The organism is Arthrobacter sp. H-02-3, assembly GCF_003097355.1.
Lineage (GTDB): Bacteria > Actinomycetota > Actinomycetes > Actinomycetales > Micrococcaceae > Arthrobacter > Arthrobacter humicola.
Map to the genome: position 1 here is coordinate 43788 of NZ_PYUI01000015.1, position 18888 is coordinate 62675.

The 18888-nt window shown below is 66.5% G+C and carries 16 protein-coding genes; 6 read left to right on the forward strand and 10 right to left on the reverse strand.

Annotation, left to right across the window (positions count from 1 at the left end):
* Positions 1–3: 3 nt before the first annotated feature.
* The 7 genes from C9424_RS14560 to dinB all read right to left on the reverse strand — a co-directional run bounded on the left by C9424_RS14560 (position 4) and on the right by dinB (position 8278).
* Entirely contained in the window at positions 4–1677 is a 1674-nt protein-coding gene (locus tag C9424_RS14560; RefSeq protein WP_116767515.1) for a UDP-N-acetylmuramoyl-L-alanyl-D-glutamate--2,6-diaminopimelate ligase, read from the reverse strand.
* Between the two features lie 132 nt (positions 1678–1809).
* On the reverse strand, positions 1810–3612 hold the full coding sequence (locus C9424_RS14565; protein WP_116767516.1) for a peptidoglycan D,D-transpeptidase FtsI family protein: 1803 nt from the start codon (positions 3610–3612) through the stop codon (positions 1810–1812).
* 41 nt (positions 3613–3653) lie between these two features.
* Positions 3654–4364: a hypothetical protein gene (locus tag C9424_RS14570; protein WP_116767518.1), complete on the reverse strand. Its 711-nt coding sequence runs from the start codon at positions 4362–4364 to the stop codon at positions 3654–3656.
* Positions 4361–5359, reverse strand: coding sequence for a 16S rRNA (cytosine(1402)-N(4))-methyltransferase RsmH (rsmH, locus tag C9424_RS14575; RefSeq protein WP_116767519.1), 999 nt, complete (start codon positions 5357–5359; stop codon positions 4361–4363). The genes C9424_RS14570 and rsmH overlap by 4 nt, the downstream gene beginning before the upstream one ends.
* Before the next feature lie 209 nt (positions 5360–5568).
* Positions 5569–5997, reverse strand: coding sequence for a division/cell wall cluster transcriptional repressor MraZ (mraZ, locus tag C9424_RS14580; RefSeq protein WP_116767521.1), 429 nt, complete (start codon positions 5995–5997; stop codon positions 5569–5571).
* A gap of 402 nt (positions 5998–6399) precedes the next feature.
* On the reverse strand, positions 6400–6765 hold the full coding sequence (locus C9424_RS14585; RefSeq protein WP_116767583.1) for a DUF3040 domain-containing protein: 366 nt from the start codon (positions 6763–6765) through the stop codon (positions 6400–6402).
* Between the two features lie 292 nt (positions 6766–7057).
* Positions 7058–8278 (reverse strand): DNA polymerase IV, encoded by a 1221-nt coding sequence (gene dinB / locus C9424_RS14590; RefSeq protein ID WP_116767522.1) that lies wholly within the window; start codon positions 8276–8278, stop codon positions 7058–7060.
* A 139-nt stretch (positions 8279–8417) separates the two neighbouring features.
* Here dinB and C9424_RS14595 point away from each other — a divergent pair, with 139 nt between their 5' ends.
* Entirely contained in the window at positions 8418–8951 is a 534-nt protein-coding gene (locus C9424_RS14595; protein WP_116767524.1) for a hypothetical protein, read from the forward strand.
* A complete protein-coding gene (locus tag C9424_RS14600) occupies positions 8948–10042 on the forward strand; it encodes a polyprenyl synthetase family protein (RefSeq protein WP_116767526.1) in 1095 nt (364 codons plus the stop codon). The genes C9424_RS14595 and C9424_RS14600 overlap by 4 nt, the downstream gene beginning before the upstream one ends.
* Positions 10043–10247: 205 nt before the next feature.
* Here the strand turns inward: C9424_RS14600 and C9424_RS14605 are convergent, their stop codons facing one another.
* Complete coding sequence (locus tag C9424_RS14605; RefSeq protein ID WP_091255100.1) at positions 10248–10601, reverse strand: Rv2175c family DNA-binding protein; 354 nt, start codon at positions 10599–10601, stop codon at positions 10248–10250.
* Between the two features lie 412 nt (positions 10602–11013).
* Between C9424_RS14605 and C9424_RS14610 the strand changes: the two genes are divergently transcribed.
* Complete coding sequence (locus tag C9424_RS14610) at positions 11014–12417, forward strand: lytic transglycosylase domain-containing protein (protein WP_116767528.1); 1404 nt, start codon at positions 11014–11016, stop codon at positions 12415–12417.
* Positions 12418–12523: 106 nt separating this feature from the next.
* Entirely contained in the window at positions 12524–14692 is a 2169-nt protein-coding gene (locus tag C9424_RS14615) for a Stk1 family PASTA domain-containing Ser/Thr kinase (RefSeq protein WP_116767529.1), read from the forward strand.
* 125 nt (positions 14693–14817) lie between these two features.
* Here the strand turns inward: C9424_RS14615 and C9424_RS14620 are convergent, their stop codons facing one another.
* Positions 14818–16212, reverse strand: a complete 1395-nt coding sequence (locus C9424_RS14620; RefSeq protein WP_116767531.1) for a class II 3-deoxy-7-phosphoheptulonate synthase — start codon at positions 16210–16212, stop codon at positions 14818–14820.
* Positions 16213–16296: 84 nt separating this feature from the next.
* A complete protein-coding gene (locus C9424_RS14625) occupies positions 16297–17115 on the reverse strand; it encodes a lysophospholipid acyltransferase family protein (RefSeq protein WP_116767532.1) in 819 nt (272 codons plus the stop codon).
* 113 nt (positions 17116–17228) lie between these two features.
* Here C9424_RS14625 and C9424_RS14630 point away from each other — a divergent pair, with 113 nt between their 5' ends.
* Complete coding sequence (locus C9424_RS14630; protein WP_116767534.1) at positions 17229–18029, forward strand: alpha/beta hydrolase; 801 nt, start codon at positions 17229–17231, stop codon at positions 18027–18029.
* On the forward strand, positions 18026–18829 hold the full coding sequence (locus C9424_RS14635) for an alpha/beta hydrolase (RefSeq protein ID WP_116767536.1): 804 nt from the start codon (positions 18026–18028) through the stop codon (positions 18827–18829). Before C9424_RS14630 ends, C9424_RS14635 begins: the two co-directional genes overlap by 4 nt.
* The last annotated feature ends 59 nt before the right edge of the window (positions 18830–18888 follow it).

The window sequence follows — 18888 nt, forward strand, 5'->3', positions numbered from 1 at the left end:
GGTTTAGGACTCTATCCGGTGGTCTTCAAGAACGGTGAATCCCCGGGCTGTCAAGGCGTTCCGGAGCTCCACCCGGTCATCCAGGGCCAGGTTGACGCCCTTGACCTCTTGCCAGACCTCGTGGCCCCGGCCGGCGACGAGGATGGTGTCCCCGGCTCCGGCGAGCTCCACGGCCTTCAGGATGGCGGCGTCGCGCGGGAAAACCTCCAGGACGGTGCAGTCCAGGCCTTCGCTGTCCTTGGCCGCCAGGGCGCCGGCGAGGACGTCCTGGCGGATGGCCGCCGCGTCCTCGTCGTGGGGGTCGTCGTCGCTGACAATCACGGTGTCGGCCAGCCGGGCCGCGATGGCCCCCATGGCGGGCCGCTTGCTTTGGTCGCGCTGCCCGGTGGCACCGAAGACGATGATCACTTTGGACCCGGGTGCCGGGGAGCGGACGGCCTCAAGGGCGCGTTCCAGGGCGTCGGGGTTGTGGGCGAAGTCCACCACGGCTGCCGGGGCCGTGGACACGAGCTGCATCCGGCCGGGAACGGCCACCGTGAAGGGATCGCCGGCGTCGAGGGCGGCCTGCACGGCGGCGGGCTCGTGGCCGCCCGCGAGCACCATGACGGTGGCCAGGGCTGCGTTGGCGACGTTGAAGCTTCCCGGCAGGCCGGTGTGGACGCGCAGCTCGGCGCCGTCGCGGTGGCGGAGGATGAAGTCGGAGCCGAGTCCCCGCGGCGTGCTCCGGACCACGGTCCAATCGGCGGTCCAGCCGGTGTCCGCGGGACCGCTGGCAGTACCGCCGGTCGGGGCAGTGCTGGTGGCGAGGGTCGTCACGGGGATGCCTGCGGCGGCAGCAAGCCTGCGGCCCCAATCATCGTCCACGGTCACGACGGCGGCGCGGGCGCGTTCCGGGGTGAACAGCTGGGCCTTGGTCTGGAAGTACTCCTCCATGGTCCCGTGCAGGTCCAGATGGTCCTGGGTGAGGTTGGTGAACCCGGCGACGTCGAAGACCACGGCGTCCACGCGGTGGAAGGAGATCGCGTGCGAGGACACTTCCATGGACGCGGCATCGAGCCCGCGCTCACGCATCAGGGCGAGCAGGGCGTGCACATCCGTGGATTCCGGGGTGGTGAGCAGGCTCGGGATCGGCTCGCCGCCAGCCAGGATCTCGATCGTCCCGATCAGTCCGGTCCGCTTGCCCAGTGCCCGCAGGAGGGCATTGATGAAGTACGTCGTGGTGGTCTTGCCGTTGGTGCCCGTCACCCCGAAGAGGGCCGGGGCGCCGGCGCCGTCGGGCCGGCTCCGGTAGATCAGCGCCGACAGCCGGCCGACCACGTTGCGCGGCTCGGCGGCGAGCAGCACGGGAACGGGGATGTCGTTGGAGAGCGCCAGCAGGCGCGCCCCGGCGTCGTCCGTCAGCACCGCCACGGCACCGGCGTCGACGGCGTCAGCCACAAAGTCGGCGCCGTGCCGCGTGGCGCCTGGCAGGGCCACGTACAGGTCGCCGGGGCGGACCGCCCGGGAGTTCAGGGAGATCCCGGTGACCGGGACGGCGCTGGATGCCCCGGGAACGACGACGCCGATCGACTCACCGATGGCTGCCAGCGGCACTGCCGCAACAGCAGCGGGCCGGAAGCCCGGGGTGGCGTCGTGGCCGGACGGCGCGGAAGCGTCGGGGGCGGTGAGCTCAGACAAGTGGATCTCCGTTGTGGTGCTAGTGGATCGGGCGCTTTTGGATCGGGCGCTGCGCACGGAGACGAACTCCGGCCCGCAGGCACTGGGGTGTGGCGCCGGACGGGGACGTCCGGGTGCCGGGTGGAACAGGGGCTACTTGGCGTACTGCGGCAGCCGGGCGGGTTCGCCGGTGGAGGGCTGGACGTTGAACGTGCGCAGCGTCTGGCTCATCACCGAACGGAACACCGGTCCGTTGGTGATTCCGTAGATGCTTCCCTTGGGTCGTTGCAGGACCACCTCCACAATAAACCGCGGATCGTCCATGGGCGCCATTCCGATGATGGAGGCGGTGAAGCCGCAAAAGCCCGATTTGCCGTCGTCGCAGGGCGATTCAGACGTACCCGTTTTGGCGCCCACCCGGTACCCGTCGATGGCGGCTTCCTTGATCTCGCCTTCGGTCACGGCGCTTTCCAGGATGTCGCGGACCTGCTTTGCGGTGTCCTTCGAGACGACCTGCTGCGGGTCCTTGGCAGGGACTTTTTCCTCGGTCCCGTCCGGGTCGATGTAGCTGTCGATCAGCCTCGGCTGGAGCATCACGCCGTCGTTGGCGATGCTTTGATAGGCCCGGACGGTCTGGAGGGTGGATTGGGCGACGCCCTGGCCGAAGAGGACGGTGTACTCCTGGCGGCCGTCCCACTGGTCGGCCGGGGTCAGGATGCCCTTGGACTCCGCCGGCAGGCCGATGTCCGGCGCCTCTCCGATACCGAACTTCCGCAGCCAGTCATAGCGCTGGTCCTTGCTCAGGCGCTGGCCCACCATGACGGTGCCGGTATTCATGGAATATCCCACGATTCCTGCCAGTGTGCGTTGCTCGGTGCCGTGCTCGAACGCGTCGCTGAAGGTTTGCCCGTCCACGGTGTAGGTCGGCGGAATCGTGAAGGTATCCAGCGGGCTGGACTTGCCTTCCTGTATCACGGCCGCGGCGGTGATCATCTTCTCCACGGAACCGGGCTCGTACGCGGCGGTGACGGCCCGGACGCCGCGGTCCTGGGGACCGACCTTGCCGGGGTCGTTGGGATCCGGGGCGTCGGTGTCCGCCATGGCAATGATGTTGCCGGTCTTGACGTCGGAGACAACGATGACGCCCCACTCGGCGCCGAGTTTGTCCTTCTGGCTTTGGATCGCCTGCTGGGAGAAGTACTGCAGGTCCGAGTTCAGCGTGAGCTTGATGTCCTTGCCGTTGACCGCGGGCGTCAACTGGTCCACGCCGACGGGGATACGCAGGCCGTCCGCCCCGATTTCGAAGACGCGCTTGCCGGGCGTGCCTTTGAGGATGTCGTCCTGGGTCTGCTCGAGCCCGGCCTGTCCGGTGGTGCCGTCCTGGAGAAACCCGACGATCCCGCCGGCCACGGAGCCGTTGGGGTAGACCCGCTTGCTGGTGCCTTCGGTGACAATGCCGGGAATCTGCAGCTTCGATATCTTGTCTTCGACATCGGGTTTCAAGTCCTTGGCCACGATGTAGTAGCGCTTAGTGCCGGTGAGGGCATCGCGCAGGGCATCGCGGTCCATGCCGAGCACTGACGCGAGTTCGGAGATGCCCTGATCCCGGGTGACTGTAACGAGTTCGTCCTTGCCGTTGACCGTTTGGAGCCGGCGGAAGGAATCGGTCTTGGTGTTGACGGTCTGGTCCACCACGATGTTGTAGCGGATGACGCTACTGGCCAGGACCGTGCCGGACGAATCGAGGATGCTGCCGCGCTCGGCGGGCAGCTCAACGGAGGTGAGCCGGTTATTGAGGGCAGCCTCTGCCATGCCCCCGACGTCCAGCCCCTGGACCATGAACAGCTTCCCGCCGACCACCAGCAGCAGCGTCAGCATGATGCCGAGTCCCACGCGGAGCCGCCGGGTGGCGTTTGGGGCTTTCGCCTTGCTTGCCTTGCCGGAGTTCTGCGCCACGTTGAATCCTTGCTGCTTGCCTTGCTGGTGGTCAGTGAACGTTACTGTCCGGGAACCTTCTGCGCGGGGGCCGGAACCGAACCTCCGTGGAGTTCCGCGGCCGGAGCCGGTGCGGCGGGTGCGGCCGCCCCGGCCGCCGGTGCCTGAGCTGTGCCAGCCGGGACTCCGTCGGCCGTCTTGGTGTCAGCCGGGACTCCGTCCGTCGTTTTGGTGTCGGCCGGTTTGCGCTGGGCGAGCGGTTCCTTGTCCGAGACCGGCGGAACGACCGTGAGCTGCCCGGCGACAGCCGGCGCGGCGATGACGGCGCCGGTGGCATCGCCCTTGACGGCCGGCTTGGCCTTGCCGGTGACGCTGAGGGTAGAGAGGTCGATCTGGCCCTTCGCAAGGGAAGCAACCATGCCCAGCTCGGTGGCTTTGGCCGCGAGGTTTTGCGGGGCGTCGAAGTTCTGCACCTGCTGCGTCAGGTCCTGGTTCTGCTTCGTCAGGGTGGTCTGCTCACCGCGGAGCTGGACCAGCTGGTACTGGGCGGAGGAGACGGAGATATTCAGGACCAGCACGGCCATGAGGGCAATCGCCAGGAAGCCGAAGCAGAGGACCACGAACGGCGCGCGGCGCTTGCGGGGTGAGGAGCGGACCACCGACAGCGGAGTGCGCGACTTCCGGGTCTGGTCTTGGCCGGGTCGGAGGCCCGGCAGGGCGCGGGCGGTGGCGCCCTGGGCAACGGGGTAGCTGTTGACGGCGGCGTTGCTCATGCTGCTCTCCTGGCTTTGATGCGTTCGACGGCGCGCAACCGGGCGGAAGCTGCGCGTGGGTTTTCAGCGATTTCAGCGGGGGTGGGCACCTCGGTGCCCTTCGTGAGGGTCTTTAGTTCGGCTTTGTGCTCTTCGAGCTCAACCGGGAAGCCAAGCGGGGCAGAGGACTTCGAACCGGATTGGAAGAACCCCTTGACGATCTTGTCCTCCAGCGAGTGGTAGGACATGACGACGACCCTGCCACCCAGGGCGATGGCGTTGATGGCAGCCGGGATGGCGCGCTCCAGGACATCCAGTTCCTCGTTGACCTCGATCCGGAGCGCCTGGAAGGTGCGCTTTGCGGGGTGGCCTCCGGTCTTGGCTGCACCGGAAGGCACCACGGACCGGATCTGCTCGACGAGTTCACCGGTGGTGGTGAAGGGCTTCTCGGCGCGTGCGGCCACGATCCTGTTCGCGATGCGGCCGGCAAACTTCTCTTCGCCCCATTTCCGGATGATCCGGACGAGGTCTTCTTCGCTGTAGTTGTTGACGACGTCAGCGGCGGTCTGGCCGCGGCTGGTGTCCATCCGCATGTCCAGGGGTGCGTCGAACGAGTAGGCGAAACCCCGCTCCCGCTCGTCCAGTTGCAGGGAAGAGACGCCCAGGTCCATGAGCACGCCGTGGACCTCGTCGAAGCCCAGCTCCTCAAGGACGTCAGGGATTTCGTCGTATACGGCGTGAACGAGGTCGGTCCGGTCCGCGAAGGGCGCCAAGCGCTCCCCCGCCAAGGCCAGGGCTTCCTCGTCACGGTCAATGCCGATCAGGTGGAGGTCCGGGAAGCGCTGAAGGAGGGCCTCGGAGTGGCCGCCCATGCCAAGAGTCGCATCGATGACCACAGGGGTCTCGCCGCGGCTCCGGGCAGCTTCGATGCCGGGGGCCAACAAATTGATGCACCGGTCCTTGAGGACCGGCACATGGCGTTCGGACGTAGGCTTCGCCTGGTCGGGATCAGTCATACCTTCGTCCTTTCGTTGACCTTCGCGGTTGCGCGTTGCAGGTTGCTCGTTGCCAATTGCGGCTCTTACGCAACGTTCCTTGGTCCAGATCCCCATCCGCGCCTACCCTGCGCCGGCCTGGCTCCGGGGAAGTGAGCCAGGACAACAACCGGATGGGCGGCTGGAGATCTCGATCAAGGAACGTTGTGAACTGTAGGTCTATTGGGGGTTCAGAGAATCCCCGGGATGGCGTCGTCGGTTTCCGAGAAGGCGGTTTCCTTTTCGGCCAGGTACTCACTCCATGCCTGGGCGTCCCAGATCTCCGCACGGGATCCTGCGCCGATGACGGCGAGTTCCCGGCCAAGACCTGCATACTCCCGGAGCGCCGGCGGAATCGTCACGCGCCCCTGCTTGTCAGGTACCTCGTCCGAGGCTCCAGAGAGGAAAACACGGATGTAGTCACGTGCCTGCTTGGAGGAAATTGGAGCCTCCCGCATCTGCTCGTGAACCCGGCCGAATTCCGCCTCACTGAAGACGTAGATGCAACGTTCCTGGCCCCTTGTGAGAACCAGCCCGCCGGCAAGTTCCTCACGGAACTTCGCGGGGAGGATAATTCGACCTTTTTCGTCCAGACGTGGCGAATGTGTGCCGAGAAACACGGCCCACCGCCTGTCTGTTCTAGGAAGCCCAACGTCCCCTGTGCTGCCACTACCCTCTTACGTCCTCCACATTACTCCACATCGCTCCACAGTCAACGACACGCCCGGGATGTTTGCACAAATATGCGGATGTTTATCCCCTTTCTTCCCAGCATTTGCAGGGAAACAAGATTGGTGGGGGAAAGTGGAGGGATTTTGCTTGGAGTACCTCAGCCGGCGTTGGAGATTAAGGCCACAGGCCTGGCTCCGGCCCGAAACAATTCCGGGGAGCCCGTTTTGCATCCCGGCCACAGGGAAATTGCCGCTTTAAATGGCGAAAGACCCGCCGAAGCGGGTCTTTCGCCGTCCGCCCGCAGACCGGTGGCGGAAAGTGGAGGGCCTACGCAGCCCTCACGGAGCAGTTCAGGATTCTCCCCGGTGCCGTTCGTCCCAGCGCTGTTCGAGATTGCTCATGAACGAACTCCTGGGTTTGCCCTGCTTACCGGCGCTCCTGCCCTTGCCAACACCCGTACTGCGCATCGTGGCGTAGTACACACCGGCGCCCATGACCACAAACCCCACTACGCCGACGAGGATGATTTGCGTCCAGACTCCCGTCAGCAACAACAGGACGCCCGCGAGAGTCGCGAGCACTCCGATGACGAGGTGACGGGTGGACCAAGAGCGGCCGGAGACTGATCCCATCGAACTGGCGAATTTGGGATCGTCCTCATTCAGCTGCTTCTCAAGTTGCTCAAGCAACTTCTGTTCGTGCTCCGAGAGCGGCATCACGACCTCCTCAAGTCTGCCAACGTCGGGACTTGACGTGGCCATTGCCCTAAACCCCTAACGCCCGGGATTCCGAAGTGGTTCCCGTTCACCGCCATTGGTGAAAGGGGCGACTCAAAAGTCCCGTGCCAGCCTCAGGCGGCGAGGTCGTCACCCCAACGATCGATCCAGTCGTCCTAAACCCTAGGTATTAATAAGGATAGATTGTTGCGGCCCGTTCTGAAAGACAGTCTTAAGGCCCTGTCTGCGCTCTCAAGGCCATGGGCGTTGGTGCCGCGACGGGCCGGATGGCTCATTCGGTCGAGCCCCCGGGATCAAGGAGCCGCGCGGGTAGAACCGACTTATTCCCGAATTTGCGGGTGACCGCGTCGAGGGCTTGTTCGGCGGCGCGCCAGTTGTCGTCGCGGCGGTCCAGGCTGAGCTGCAGGGGCGCGTGGGCGGCCTCTTCCAGCTGTTCCGCCCGGATGCCGATGAGCCGGACTGTCATGGGCCGCTCGCCTACCGATTGCAGGAGCTGCACCGCCACGGCGTAGAGCAGCTGGGCGCTGTCGATCGGGGTGTTCACGGTGCGGCTGCGGGTAATGGTGGAAAAATCCGCGTAGCGCAGCTTCAGCGCCACGGTGCGGGCGTGCATGCCGGCGCCACGGAGGCGTTCCGCCGTCCGGTGCGAAAGCCGCAGCAGTTCGCGGTGGAGCAGGACGTCGTCGGCGGTGTCCGTGACGAACGTCTCTTCAGCCCCGATGCTCTTTTCCAGCCGGACCGGTGTCACGGGCCGCGGATCGATGCCCCAGGAGAGCCGGTAAACATGCTCTCCCGAGGCTCCCAGCAGTTTCCGCAGCGTGGGCAGGGGTGCCGCCGCGACGTCGGCCACGGTCCGGATACCCTTCCGGGCAAGGACCTCGACGGTCTTGCCGCCGACTCCCCAGAGCGCACTGACCGGAAGGCTGTGCAGGTACGGGACGGTGTCTTCGGGCCTGATCAGCATCAGCCCGTCCGGTTTGCAGCGGGTGGAAGCGATTTTGGCCACAAACTTGCTGGCGGCGATGCCCACCGAGGCCGTGATTCCCAATTCCCGGGACACACGGGCGCGGATCAGTTCGCCGATCTCCCGCGGCGGGCCGAGGCGACGGATGGCTCCCCCGACGTCCAGGAACGCCTCGTCCACGCTGAGCGGCTCCACGAGGTCGGTGATGGAACCGAAGATGGCCATGATCTGGCCGGACACCTCGTAGTAGAGCTTGTGGCGGGGCTCGATGATGACCGCCGAGGGGCACATGCGTGCCGCAACCGCCATGGGCATCGCTGACCTGACGCCGAACGCCCGGGCTTCATAGGAGGCGGAGAGCACCACGGACCGGTCCGCCGGATAGCCGACAATCACGGGCTTTCCCTTCAGCCCGGGACGGCTGCGCAGCTCCACCGAGACGAAGAATGCGTCCATGTCAACGTGCATGATGCTGCTGCGCCGGAGGTCGCGCAGTGATTCGTCGCTGAGACGCGCCTGGGGCCGCATATTGGCGTGCACAGTTGGCTGCACTCCGCCCCTTGCTCCCTGGTGTTTGTCTGCGTCCGGCCCCACGTCTTCAATCCTATGCCCGGGGACTGACTAAACTGGAGGCTGATTCCGCGTCGACACCAGGAGGAAAGTCCCTGTGAAGGTATTTGGACAGCACAAACGTGCCACGGCGGCCCTCGCGGCGGCGGGCACGTTACTGGCCTTGGCCGCATGCACGCCGGCCAGCACCGGGACTCCGGCGGCGTCGTCGACGTCGACGTCGAGCTCTGCGGCATCGCCGCAATCCTCCACTACGGCTCCGCCCAGCCCCTCCGCGGAGCCTGGCACCTCAGCCACCGTCGGCGCGCTGGTTCCCGGCTTCCCGCAGACGCTCCTGCCGCTCATGCCCGCAGCCAAGGTGGTGTCCAGCAGCTTCGACAAGACCACCGTGCCGGCCACCGTGGCACTCGTCGGAAGCATTACGGCGCCGGCCGCCGACGTCTTGGCCTTCTACACCAAGGGGCTGGAGGCGCAGGGCTTCAAGGCCGTTCCCGGTGAAACCGTGGGCACGCTGCCTTCCAAGGACTTCCTTCGCGGCGACAACGAGACCGTGAACATCTCCGTCATGGAAACCGGTGGCGTGTCCACGTTCACCATTGGCGCGAACGTCGCTGCCGAGTCCGTCAAGTGACCCTCGCCGAACAGCTGCGACTCGAGCAGACGGCCTTCGTGGCCGCCGTCGCCGGCAAGCTCACGGATTTCCTGACCAGCCGCCAGGCGGTCATGTCCTCGATCTCGCAGGACATCGATCCGCTCATGGGCTCGATCTCCAACCTGGTCACCGGCGGCAAGCGCCTCCGGGCCCTCATGTGTTATTGGGGTTGGCGCGGCGCCGGCGGGGAGGCTGGCGCGGCCGAGGTAGTGACGGCGGGCTCGGCCCTGGAGTTGTTCCAGGCCGCGGCCCTGATCCACGATGACATCATTGACCGCTCCGATACCCGGCGTGGCGGCCCCAGCGTCCACCGCCGATTCAGCGAACTGCACGAGACCCAGGGCTGGGCGCTGGACAGTGAGCGGTTCGGCCATGCCGCCGCCATCCTGACCGGCGATCTCTGCCTGTCCTTCAGCGAGGAATCGTTCACGGAAATCGGGCACCGCGCCGCGTCCGGTAGCCCCGCGCGGCTGATCTTCAACCTCATGCGCGCCGAAGTGATGGCCGGGCAGTATCTGGACATCCTCGAAGAGGTCGCCGGGCCGCGGCGGGACCGCGCCGGTGCGGTCAGCCGGGCCCAGTCCATCATTCGGTTCAAGTCGGCCAAGTACTCCACTGAGCACCCGCTCGCGCTGGGGGGCGCCCTTGCCGGTGCCGGCGACGAGCTGCTGCGCGGCTATTCAGCTTTTGCCCTGCCGCTCGGCGAAGCGTTCCAGTTGCGCGACGACGTCCTTGGCGTCTTCGGCGACCCTGTCACCACCGGCAAACCTGCCGGTGACGATCTGCGCGAGGGCAAGCGCACGGTCCTGGTCGCGTTCGCCCTGGACCAGGCCTCGCCGGCCGAATCAGAGTTCATCGATGCCAAGCTCGGTAACCCCGAGCTCAGCGATGCCGACATTGCGGAGATCCGGCGGATCATCGTGGACTGCGGTGCGCTCCAGGCCACGGAAGTACTCATTGAGGAGTTCGGGAGGGCGGCCTTTGCCGCCCTGGACCTCCTGCCGCTGGAGGAGCTGCCCAAGACCGCGCTCCGCAAGCTGGCGGAAGCCACGGTCAGCCGCGCCGCCTGACCCGAGTCCCCGCCCCCGGACCCCGGGCCGGGAAGACGCGAAACGGGCCGTGCACAACGACATACGCTGCACACGGCCCGCAACTGCCAAAACACGACGCGTTAAATACGCGTTAATTACGTGTTAAACAGGACTGGCAGTCATGAAGACGACCGGACCTCGTTGAGGCTGCCGGTGCGATCAGTTCATGACTGCCAGGGTGCTCCTACCAGGCCAGGGACTGTGCCCGGCGGCGGATCTCTGTCTTGCGGCCTTCACGGAGGGCATCGATCGGCCGGCCCCGCAGGGATTCGTCCGGAGTGAAGAGCCAGCTGATCAGTTCCTCGTCCGAGTATCCGGCGTCCGAGAGGACAACGATGGTGCCCTTCAGGCTCTCCACTGCGTGGCCGTCCTGGATGAAAGCCGCCGGTACGGACCGGATGCGCCGGTCGCCGATTCTCACGGCCGCCAGCGCACGCTCGTCCAGAAGTGCATGGACCTTGGTAATAGATACGTTCAGAAGCTGTGCGACATCGGGCAGGGGCAGCCATTCGCCCACGAGGCTTTCTACATTACTCACGGATAAAGATTGCCACGGCGGGGGCCCCGCCGCCTAGTCGGGGTCCGGGTAAATGCCAGCCCGTCATAGCCAACCGGCCACGCCGGGAATGCTGCTCCGCTCCACCCGAAGTCCCGCCGGGACTCTCCGGAACTCCGCCGGGACTGCCCGGGCGCTCCCGCAGCACCAACAGGATCCGTAGGAGGGACTGACAAGGGGCTCCCCTGGGTCTCCGACGCAACTCCGTGCGGAGGCCGACGTGCCGACACGGCGAAAATCGCTTTGCGGAATATCAAACAGTTCTTGTGCTAATTGCCAATTCATGAGACATTCACATAGATCACATTTGTAACAGAAATAACTTTTGTCACACTGGTAACACCAGTTGTACCGGCCTGACCGCAGCGTTGCCGCTGAGAAGAGGATCTTTCCAATGACAACCTCACGTGCGCCACAGCACCACCCGAGGCCCAGCCTGCCGCTGATCGCGGCGACGACGGCGGCGCTTCCCGCCGTCGTGCTTTCCTCCCTGGCGATCGCCCAGCCTGCGGCTGCCGAACCCCGTGCGCGTGCCGTCCCGGCAACCCTCGCGGCCGCCATGCGTGCACAGGCGAAAGCTGAGGTGGCCACGTCCCTCAAGGCGTCAGTGATTCCCGCCGCTTCCGTGCCGGTCACGCTGCCCAGCGCCCTGCGGCCGGCGCAGTCGGCGGTTCCCGCCCAGTACACGATCGCCCGCGGCGACACCATCAGCGCCGTTGCCGGCCGCTACGGCCTGGACACCTACGCCGTGCTCAAGCTGAATAACCTGCAGGCCAACACCATCATCTACCCCGGGCAGAAGATCAAGCTCACGGGTTCTACGGCGGCCACACCGACCGTTTCAAAGCCGGCCGCTTCCGCCTCAGTGACGTCGGCCCAGGCCAGCGTCTACGTCGTGAAGTCCGGCGACACCCTGAGCGCAATCGCCGCCCGCCACGGCGTTGGGCTGTCCGAGGTCTTCAAGTGGAACGGGCTCGGCATGGGCTCCGTCATCTATCCCGGCCAGAAGGTCAAGGTTAGCGGCGGTTCCAGCACGCAGGCGCCGTCCGCTCCCGCGGCACCGGCCCCGGCAGCCCCGTCGAAGCCCGCAACGGCGCCCGCCAGCTCCGGTTCCTACACCATCAAGTCCGGCGACACCCTCTCCGGCATCGCGGCTCGCAACGGCGTCCGGCTCTCCGACGTCCTGTCCGCCAACCGGCTGACCATGTCGAGCATTATCTACCCGGGCCAGAAGCTTGTCATCCCGGGCGCGTCCACCCTCTCCCCGGCCTCGACGACGCCTGCCGCGACCCAGCCTGCCGCAACGACGCCGCTCGTGCCCAGCACGTTCCTCGGGTTCACCTACCCGGCTGCGGTGGTCAGCTCGGCCAACCAGAACAAGGCGCTGCTCAACGCTTCCCCCGTCCCCACCCGCGAACAGATGAAGTCGATCGTGGCGGATACGGCACGGCGCATGGGCGTCGACGCCAGCCTGGCCCTCGCCTTTGCGTACCAGGAATCAGGCTTCAACCAGCGCGCAGTGTCCCCTGCCAACGCGCTCGGCACCATGCAGGTCATCCCGTCCTCGGGCGAGTGGGCCTCGGAGCTGGTGGGCCGCAAGCTGAACCTGCTGGATCCGTACGACAACGCCACGGCAGGCGTTGCGATCATCCGTCAGCTGGTGCGCACCAGCTCTGATCTGGACAATGCGATCGCCGGTTACTACCAGGGCCAGTACTCGGTCAGCCAGAACGGCATGTACGAGGACACCAAGGCCTATGTCGCCGCCATCAACGCCAACCGGACGCTGTTCAGCTAAACAACAGGGTTCCGCTAAATACAGGCTCCCGCACGGCGGACCTCTTCGCTACGGGCCCGGATCGCATGTTGGTCCGGGCCCGTTTCTGTCCACCGACTAGGATTGTATGGTGCAGGAATACGTGTCGGACGCTCTCGTCGGGAACCTGGTGGACAACCGCTACCGGGTTCAATCCAAGCTCGCCCGCGGCGGGATGTCCACCGTGTACCTCGCCACGGACCAGCGCCTCGAGCGCGATGTCGCCCTGAAGGTGCTCCATCCCCACCTGGCCGACGATCCGCAGTTCCTGGACCGGCTGGGACGCGAAGCCAAAGCCGCAGCCCGGCTCTCCCATCCCCATGTGGTGGGCGTCCTGGACCAGGGCGAAGACGGCCCCCTTGCCTACCTCGTCATGGAGTACATCAAGGGCCACACCCTGCGGGACGTCCTCAACGAGAAGGGCGCCCTCTCACCGCGGCTGGCCCTGGCGCTGATCGACCCTGTGGTCGAGGGGCTGGGCGCCGCGCACGCCGCCGGCATGATCCACCGCGACATCAAGCCGGAAAACGTCCTGATCGCCGACGACGGGCGGATCAAGCTCGGCGACTTCGGCCTGGCACGCGCCATTTCGACTTCCACCAGCACCGGCGCCTTGATCGGGACTGTCGCCTACCTCTCCCCCGAGCTCGTGCTGGGCAAACAGGCGGACGCCCGCAGCGATATCTACTCCGTCGGGATCATGCTCTACGAAATGGTCACCGGCCGGCAGCCGTTCGACGGCGAGGTGCCCATCCAGGTCGCCTACCAGCACGTCAATTCCACCGTGGAGGCACCGTCCGTTCAGGTGCCGGGGCTGGCCGCAGAGATCGACGAACTCGTCCGGTGGTGCACGGACCGGGACCCGGACAAGCGCCCCGTCGACGGGAACGCGCTGTTGTCCGAACTCCGGCACATCAGGACCAACCTCAGCGACGCCGAACTCGACCTCCAACCGCCGGCAGCAGTCCGCAGCCCGCTGCCGGCCGTCGCCGCCCCGCCGAGCCGCCCGCCAGCCGGTGCCGTCCCGGCGTCGGCCGTGCAGGACACTGCCTACGTGAGGCCCCCCAACGACATGCCCACCGAGGTGTACGGCGGCCTCCAACAGCCCACGGAGATGATCTCCCGCGGCGGCAACCCGACCACCGTGATGACCAACGGACCGAGGCGTCCCGCCTACGGGCCGTTGTCCACCCCGGAAGACTTGTCCACTCCGGAAGACGGGGCTTATCAGGGCGCCGCAGGGTACGACGAACCCGGCGACGTCGGCACCGCCACCAGCAAGCGCGCCCAGCGCAAACTGGACCGGGACGAGGAAAAGGCGCGCCAGCGCGCCGCGGCCACGCCCACCAAGACCCTTCATGAGGGAAACCGACGACGCCGCGGGCTGGTCTGGATTGTCCTCCTTGTGGTCGCGGCGCTCCTCGCCGCCGTCGCCGGCTGGTTCTTCGGCATGGGCCCCGGCTCGCCCGGAACGATTCCCCCGGTGGCCAACAAAACTGTGGCGGAGGCCCAGGACCTGCTCCGCACGGCCGGGTTCCAATCCACCGTCAAGGACGTGTTCGACGACAACGTCTCGCCGGGCCTGGTGGTCGGCTCCGAGCCCAAGGCAGGCGAGGTCATCCGGAAATTCCAGCCAGTGTCACTTGCCGTGTCCAAGGGCCCGGAACTGTTCCCGCTGCCGGACCTTACGGGGAAGACCCTGGACGACGCCAAGACCGCCCTCAACGGCGCCGAAATGGCCTTGGGCCCGGTCACCGAGACGTTCGATGAGACGGCGCCGGCCGGGACTGTCCTGGCCCAGGCGCCGCGCAGCGGCAATCCCGTCAGGCACGGGACTCCGGTGGGCCTGACGGTCTCGAAGGGCCCGCAGCCCATTCCGGTTCCGGATGTCCGCGGCCAGGAGCAGGGTGCCGCTGTGAAGGCCCTTGAAGCCGCCGGGCTGAAAGCCGTCGTGGCCCCGGATCCGGTGAATGACCGCACCGTCCCGAAGGGGGCGGTGGTGGCCCAGGATCCTGCCTCCGGCAACCTGACCAAGGGCGGATCCGTGACGCTGACGATTTCCAAGGGACCGAAGCTCGTCCAGGTACCGAGCTTCATCGGGAAGCAGGCCTCGGACGCCCAGAAAGCCCTGGAGGACCTCGGCTTCAAAGTCCAGATCGACAACATCCTGGGCGGGTTCTTCGGAACGGTCCGTGATCAGCGTCCGGTGGACACAGCCGTCCCCGAAGGCTCGGTCATCACGCTCACCGTGGTCTGACCCGATTCGGCAGCCCCCTCGGAGCAGCCCCCGCACACGAAAAAGCTCCGCCCGGCTGGACCAGCCGGGCGGAGCTTTTGTGACAGGACTTTGGTTTCTGTCAGGACTTTAGACAGTGCAGCGGGTCAGCGCTTGGAGAGCGCACCGGCCACGAGGAACGCCATTTCGAGCGACTGCATGTGGTTCAGGCGCGGATCGCAGACCGATTCGTAGCGGTCCAGGAAGGCTTCCTGGTCGATCGGGTCGGCCCCGCCAAGGCATTCGGCGACGTCGTCGCCCGTCATCTCCACGTGCAGGCCGCCGGGAACGGTGCCGAGCGCGTGGTGGACCTCGAAGAATCCGCGGACTTCGTCGATGACGTCGTCGAAATTGCGGGTCTTGTAGCCGTTGGGCGAGGTGACCGTGTTGCCGTGCATGGGGTCGGTGACCCACAGGACCTGTGCGCCGGAGGCGGTGACGCGCTCGACGATCGGCGGCAGTTTCTCGCGGATGTTGCCGGCGCCCATGCGGGTGATGAAGGTGAGCCGGCCGGGCTCGCGCTCCGGGTCCAGCTTGTCGATCAGGCGCAGGGCGTCGTCGCCGGTGGTCGACGGGCCGAGCTTCACGCCGATGGGGTTGCGGACGCGGGAGAGGAAGTCGACGTGCGCGTGGTCCAGTTCGCGGGTGCGCTCCCCGATCCACAGGAAGTGCGCCGAGGTGTCGTAGGGCAGCCCGGTGCGCGAATCGATGCGGGTCAGGGCGCGCTCGTAGTCCAGCAGGAGGGCCTCGTGGCTCGCGTAGAACTCCACGCGCTTGAGTGCCTCGAAGTCGGCGCCGCAGGAGGCCATGAACTTGATGGCACGGTCGATGTCCCGGGCCAGCGACTCGTAACGGGCGTGCGCCGGATTTTCGGTGAAGCCCTTGTTCCACTGGTGCACCAGGCGAAGGTCCGCGAAGCCGCCCTGCGTGAACGCACGGATCAGGTTCAGGGTGGAGGCGGAGGTGTGGTACGCCTTGAGCATCCGGCTGGCATCATGCGCGCGGGACTCAGGGGTGAAGTCGTAGCCGTTGACGATGTCTCCACGGTAGGCCGGCAGGGTGACGCCGTCGCGTGTTTCGTCGTTGGAGGAGCGGGGCTTGGCGAACTGGCCCGCCATGCGGCCCATCTTGATGACCGGCATGGCCGCACCGTACGTGAGGACAACGGCCATCTGCAGGATGGTCCGGACGCGGGCACTGATCTTGTCCGCCGTCGCAGCCTCGAAGGTCTCGGCGCAGTCGCCGCCCTGGAGCAGGAACGCCCTGCCCTGCGCGGCGGCGGCGAGGCGTTCGCGCAGGATGTCCACTTCGCCCGCGAACACGAGGGGCGGGAGGACGGAAAGTTCCTTGACGGACGCTTCGAAGACAGCCGGGTCCGACCACGTGGGCTGCTGCGAGGCCGGGAGTTCCCGCCAGTTGTCCAGTCCGGGATAGTTGGCGGCTCCGCTCTGGGCGGTGCTGGTCAGCGGGGAAACTGGTTTCTCAGATAGCTCGGTCACTATCTAAGGATAGTTGTCCCGTGGCTGTTCGGCGGTCCCGCCTGTCATTGACAGCCCGGTTTCCGTCATATGGCAACCGGACGGGACTCAGGAACCCCCGGGAACCTCCGGACCGTCCTCGCCTGCCACCGTCGGCTCGACGTCGTCCGGAGATGATTCCTGCACTGATTCTGAGGCTGCCGCATGGCCTGCAGCTGGCGCTTGGTCCGGGACCACGTCCTGCGCTTTGCCCGCCATACGGAGTTTCACGACGGCGGCGTACTCGTCCACATATTCCTGGCCGGACAGCCGCATGAGTTCATACATGATTTCGTCGGTCACCGAGCGCTGGATCAGCCGGTCATCCTCCATCCCGTAGTAGCGGCTGAAGTCGAGCGGTTCGCCGAAGATCATGCCGATACGGCGGATGTTGGGCACGCGCTTGCCGATCGGCTGGACTTTGTCTGTTCCGATCATCGCCACCGGAATTACCGGGACCCGGGCTTGCAGCGCGAGGCGGGCGACGCCCACTTTGCCGCGGTACAGCCGCGCGTCGGGGCTCCGCGTCCCCTCGGGATAGATGCCCAGGAGCGAGCCGTTCTTGAGCACGTCCATGCCGGCATCCAGGGACTGCGCGGATGCGACGCCCCCGGACCGGTCCATAGGGAGCTGGTTGGTGAGCCGGAAGAAGGCCGCGGTGAGCCTGCCCTTGATCCCGGTGCCGGTGAAGTATTCGGATTTCGCGAGGAACACTACCGGCCGCGGCACCATGACCGGCATGAAGATGGAGTCGGAGAACGAGAGGTGGTTCGAGGCCAGGATCGCGGCGCCCTCGGCCGGGACGTTGTCGAGGCCCTTGACCCAGGGCCGGAACAGCAGCTTCAACACCGGTCCCAGGACAAACGTCTTCATGAACCAATAAAACACTCGGTAACCTCTCCGGAAGGCGTCTGGCGGGCCTCCCGAATCCGGTTCGGCCAGGACTTCAATGGACACCTTACTCTAGTGAGTTTTGTCGCCAAGGGTGACACGATGGGCTCATGAGCGAAAGCAGCACGTCCACGGCGCCAGCCGCTTTCAGCTACCCCGGCCACGGCCCCAACGCCCGGATCGGCGTGGCCATCTGCCATGGATTCACCGGAAGCCCCCTCAGCGTCCTGCCGTGGGCCCGGCACCTCGCCGCCCAGGGGTTCGCGGTCTCGGTCCCGCTGCTGCCCGGCCACGGCACCCACTGGCGGGACCTCGCCCGGAAGGGCTGGCAGGACTGGTACACGAGCTTCGAAACCGCCTACCTTGACCTGGCCGCCCGAACCAGTGACTGCTACGTCGCCGGGCTGTCCATGGGCGGCACCATCGCCCTGCGCACGGCGGCCCGCCACAGCGTCGCCGGTGTGGCGGCGGTCAACCCCGGCCTGAGCTTCTACGACCGCAGGGTCAGGATTGTCGGACTGCTCAAGTACTTCCAGCGGACCACGACGCCGATCCAGGAGGAGAATCCCGCGGCATCCACCACCGACGACGGCGACTACTCCCTGACGCCGCTGGCGGCGGTCCACCAGCTCCGCCGGCTTTTCTCCGCGACGTTCCGGGACCTGCCGTCCGTCCAGGCACCGACCTTGGTCTTCAAGTCGGACACCGACGCCGTCGTCCCGCCGTCGTCCTTGGAACTGCTGCGCAGGCGCCTGGGGTCCCGGGACCTCAGGGTCGTCCGCCTCCCGCACAGCGGGCATGTTGCGACCCTGGACGCCGATGCGCCGCTAATCTTTGAAGAATCAGTCCGATTCTTTCTTCTGCACGCCCGTTCCACCACGCCGCCCACCGCCCCCTCGGAGACTCCATGAGCATCCTCCCGAACCACTCGCCGTTCAGCAGCCCGTTCACTGGAGCCGGCCCCCGGACCGGCGTCGTGGTGTCCCACGGCTTCACCGGCAGCCCGCACAGCGTGCGGGAGTGGGCGCTGTCCTTGGCAGATGCCGGATTCGCAGTCCGGATGCCGCTGCTGCCGGGGCACGGAACGAGCTGGCAGGAGCTGGCCCGGACCCGCTGGCAGGACTGGCACGCGGCCCTGGACGCCGCCTACCTTGAGCTGGCGGAGGAATGCGACGTCGTGGTCGTGGCGGGACTGTCCATGGGTGGCGCGCTGGCGCTGCGGATTGCCGCCACACGCCCCGTGGCAGGAGTTGTAGCAGTCAATCCCGGCCTGGTCATCGATGACCCGCGAGCCCCGCTGGCCGGCGTCTTGAAATACGTCCTCAAGAGCACCCCCGCAATCGCCAACGACATCCTCAAACCGGACACCGATGAAGGCGCGTACCCGCGGACGCCGGTGGCCGCCGCGCACGAGCTCAACAAGATGTTCAAGGACACCGTGCGACTCCTGCCGCGCATCACCGCTCCCGTCCGGGTCTACCGTTCCACGGTGGACCATGTGGTGTCCGAATCCAGCATGGCAGCCCTGCGCCATGGACTGACCAACGCCCAGCTTGAGGTTATCCGGCTGGAAAACAGCTACCACGTGGCCACCATGGACAACGATGCCCCCGAGATCTTCCGTGGCACGGCCGAGTTCGTCCGGTCCGTGACACCCCCGGCCGGTCCGGACGCCGCCCGCGCCAGCCGGAAGGACACGGCCAATGACTAAACCGGACCCCAGTATGCCGGACCCGGAGACCCCAGACCCCGAGACCCCTGCTCCGGACC

Bases quoted from the DNA above. Each gene is read 5' to 3' on its own strand.
- C9424_RS14570 (WP_116767518.1), bottom strand. From the start codon at position 4,364: ATGAGCAACGCCGCCGTCAACAGCTACCCCGTTGCCCAGGGCGCCACC.
- C9424_RS14585 (WP_116767583.1), bottom strand. From the start codon at position 6,765: ATGCCGCTCTCGGAGCACGAACAGAAGTTGCTTGAGCAACTTGAGAAG.
- rsmH (WP_116767519.1), bottom strand. From the start codon at position 5,359: ATGACTGATCCCGACCAGGCGAAGCCTACGTCCGAACGCCATGTGCCG.
- C9424_RS14610 (WP_116767528.1), top strand. From the start codon at position 11,014: ATGACAACCTCACGTGCGCCACAGCACCACCCGAGGCCCAGCCTGCCG.
- C9424_RS14630 (WP_116767534.1), top strand. From the start codon at position 17,229: ATGAGCGAAAGCAGCACGTCCACGGCGCCAGCCGCTTTCAGCTACCCC.
- dinB (WP_116767522.1), bottom strand. From the start codon at position 8,278: ATGCGGCCCCAGGCGCGTCTCAGCGACGAATCACTGCGCGACCTCCGG.
- C9424_RS14615 (WP_116767529.1), top strand. From the start codon at position 12,524: ATGGTGCAGGAATACGTGTCGGACGCTCTCGTCGGGAACCTGGTGGAC.
- C9424_RS14635 (WP_116767536.1), top strand. From the start codon at position 18,026: ATGAGCATCCTCCCGAACCACTCGCCGTTCAGCAGCCCGTTCACTGGA.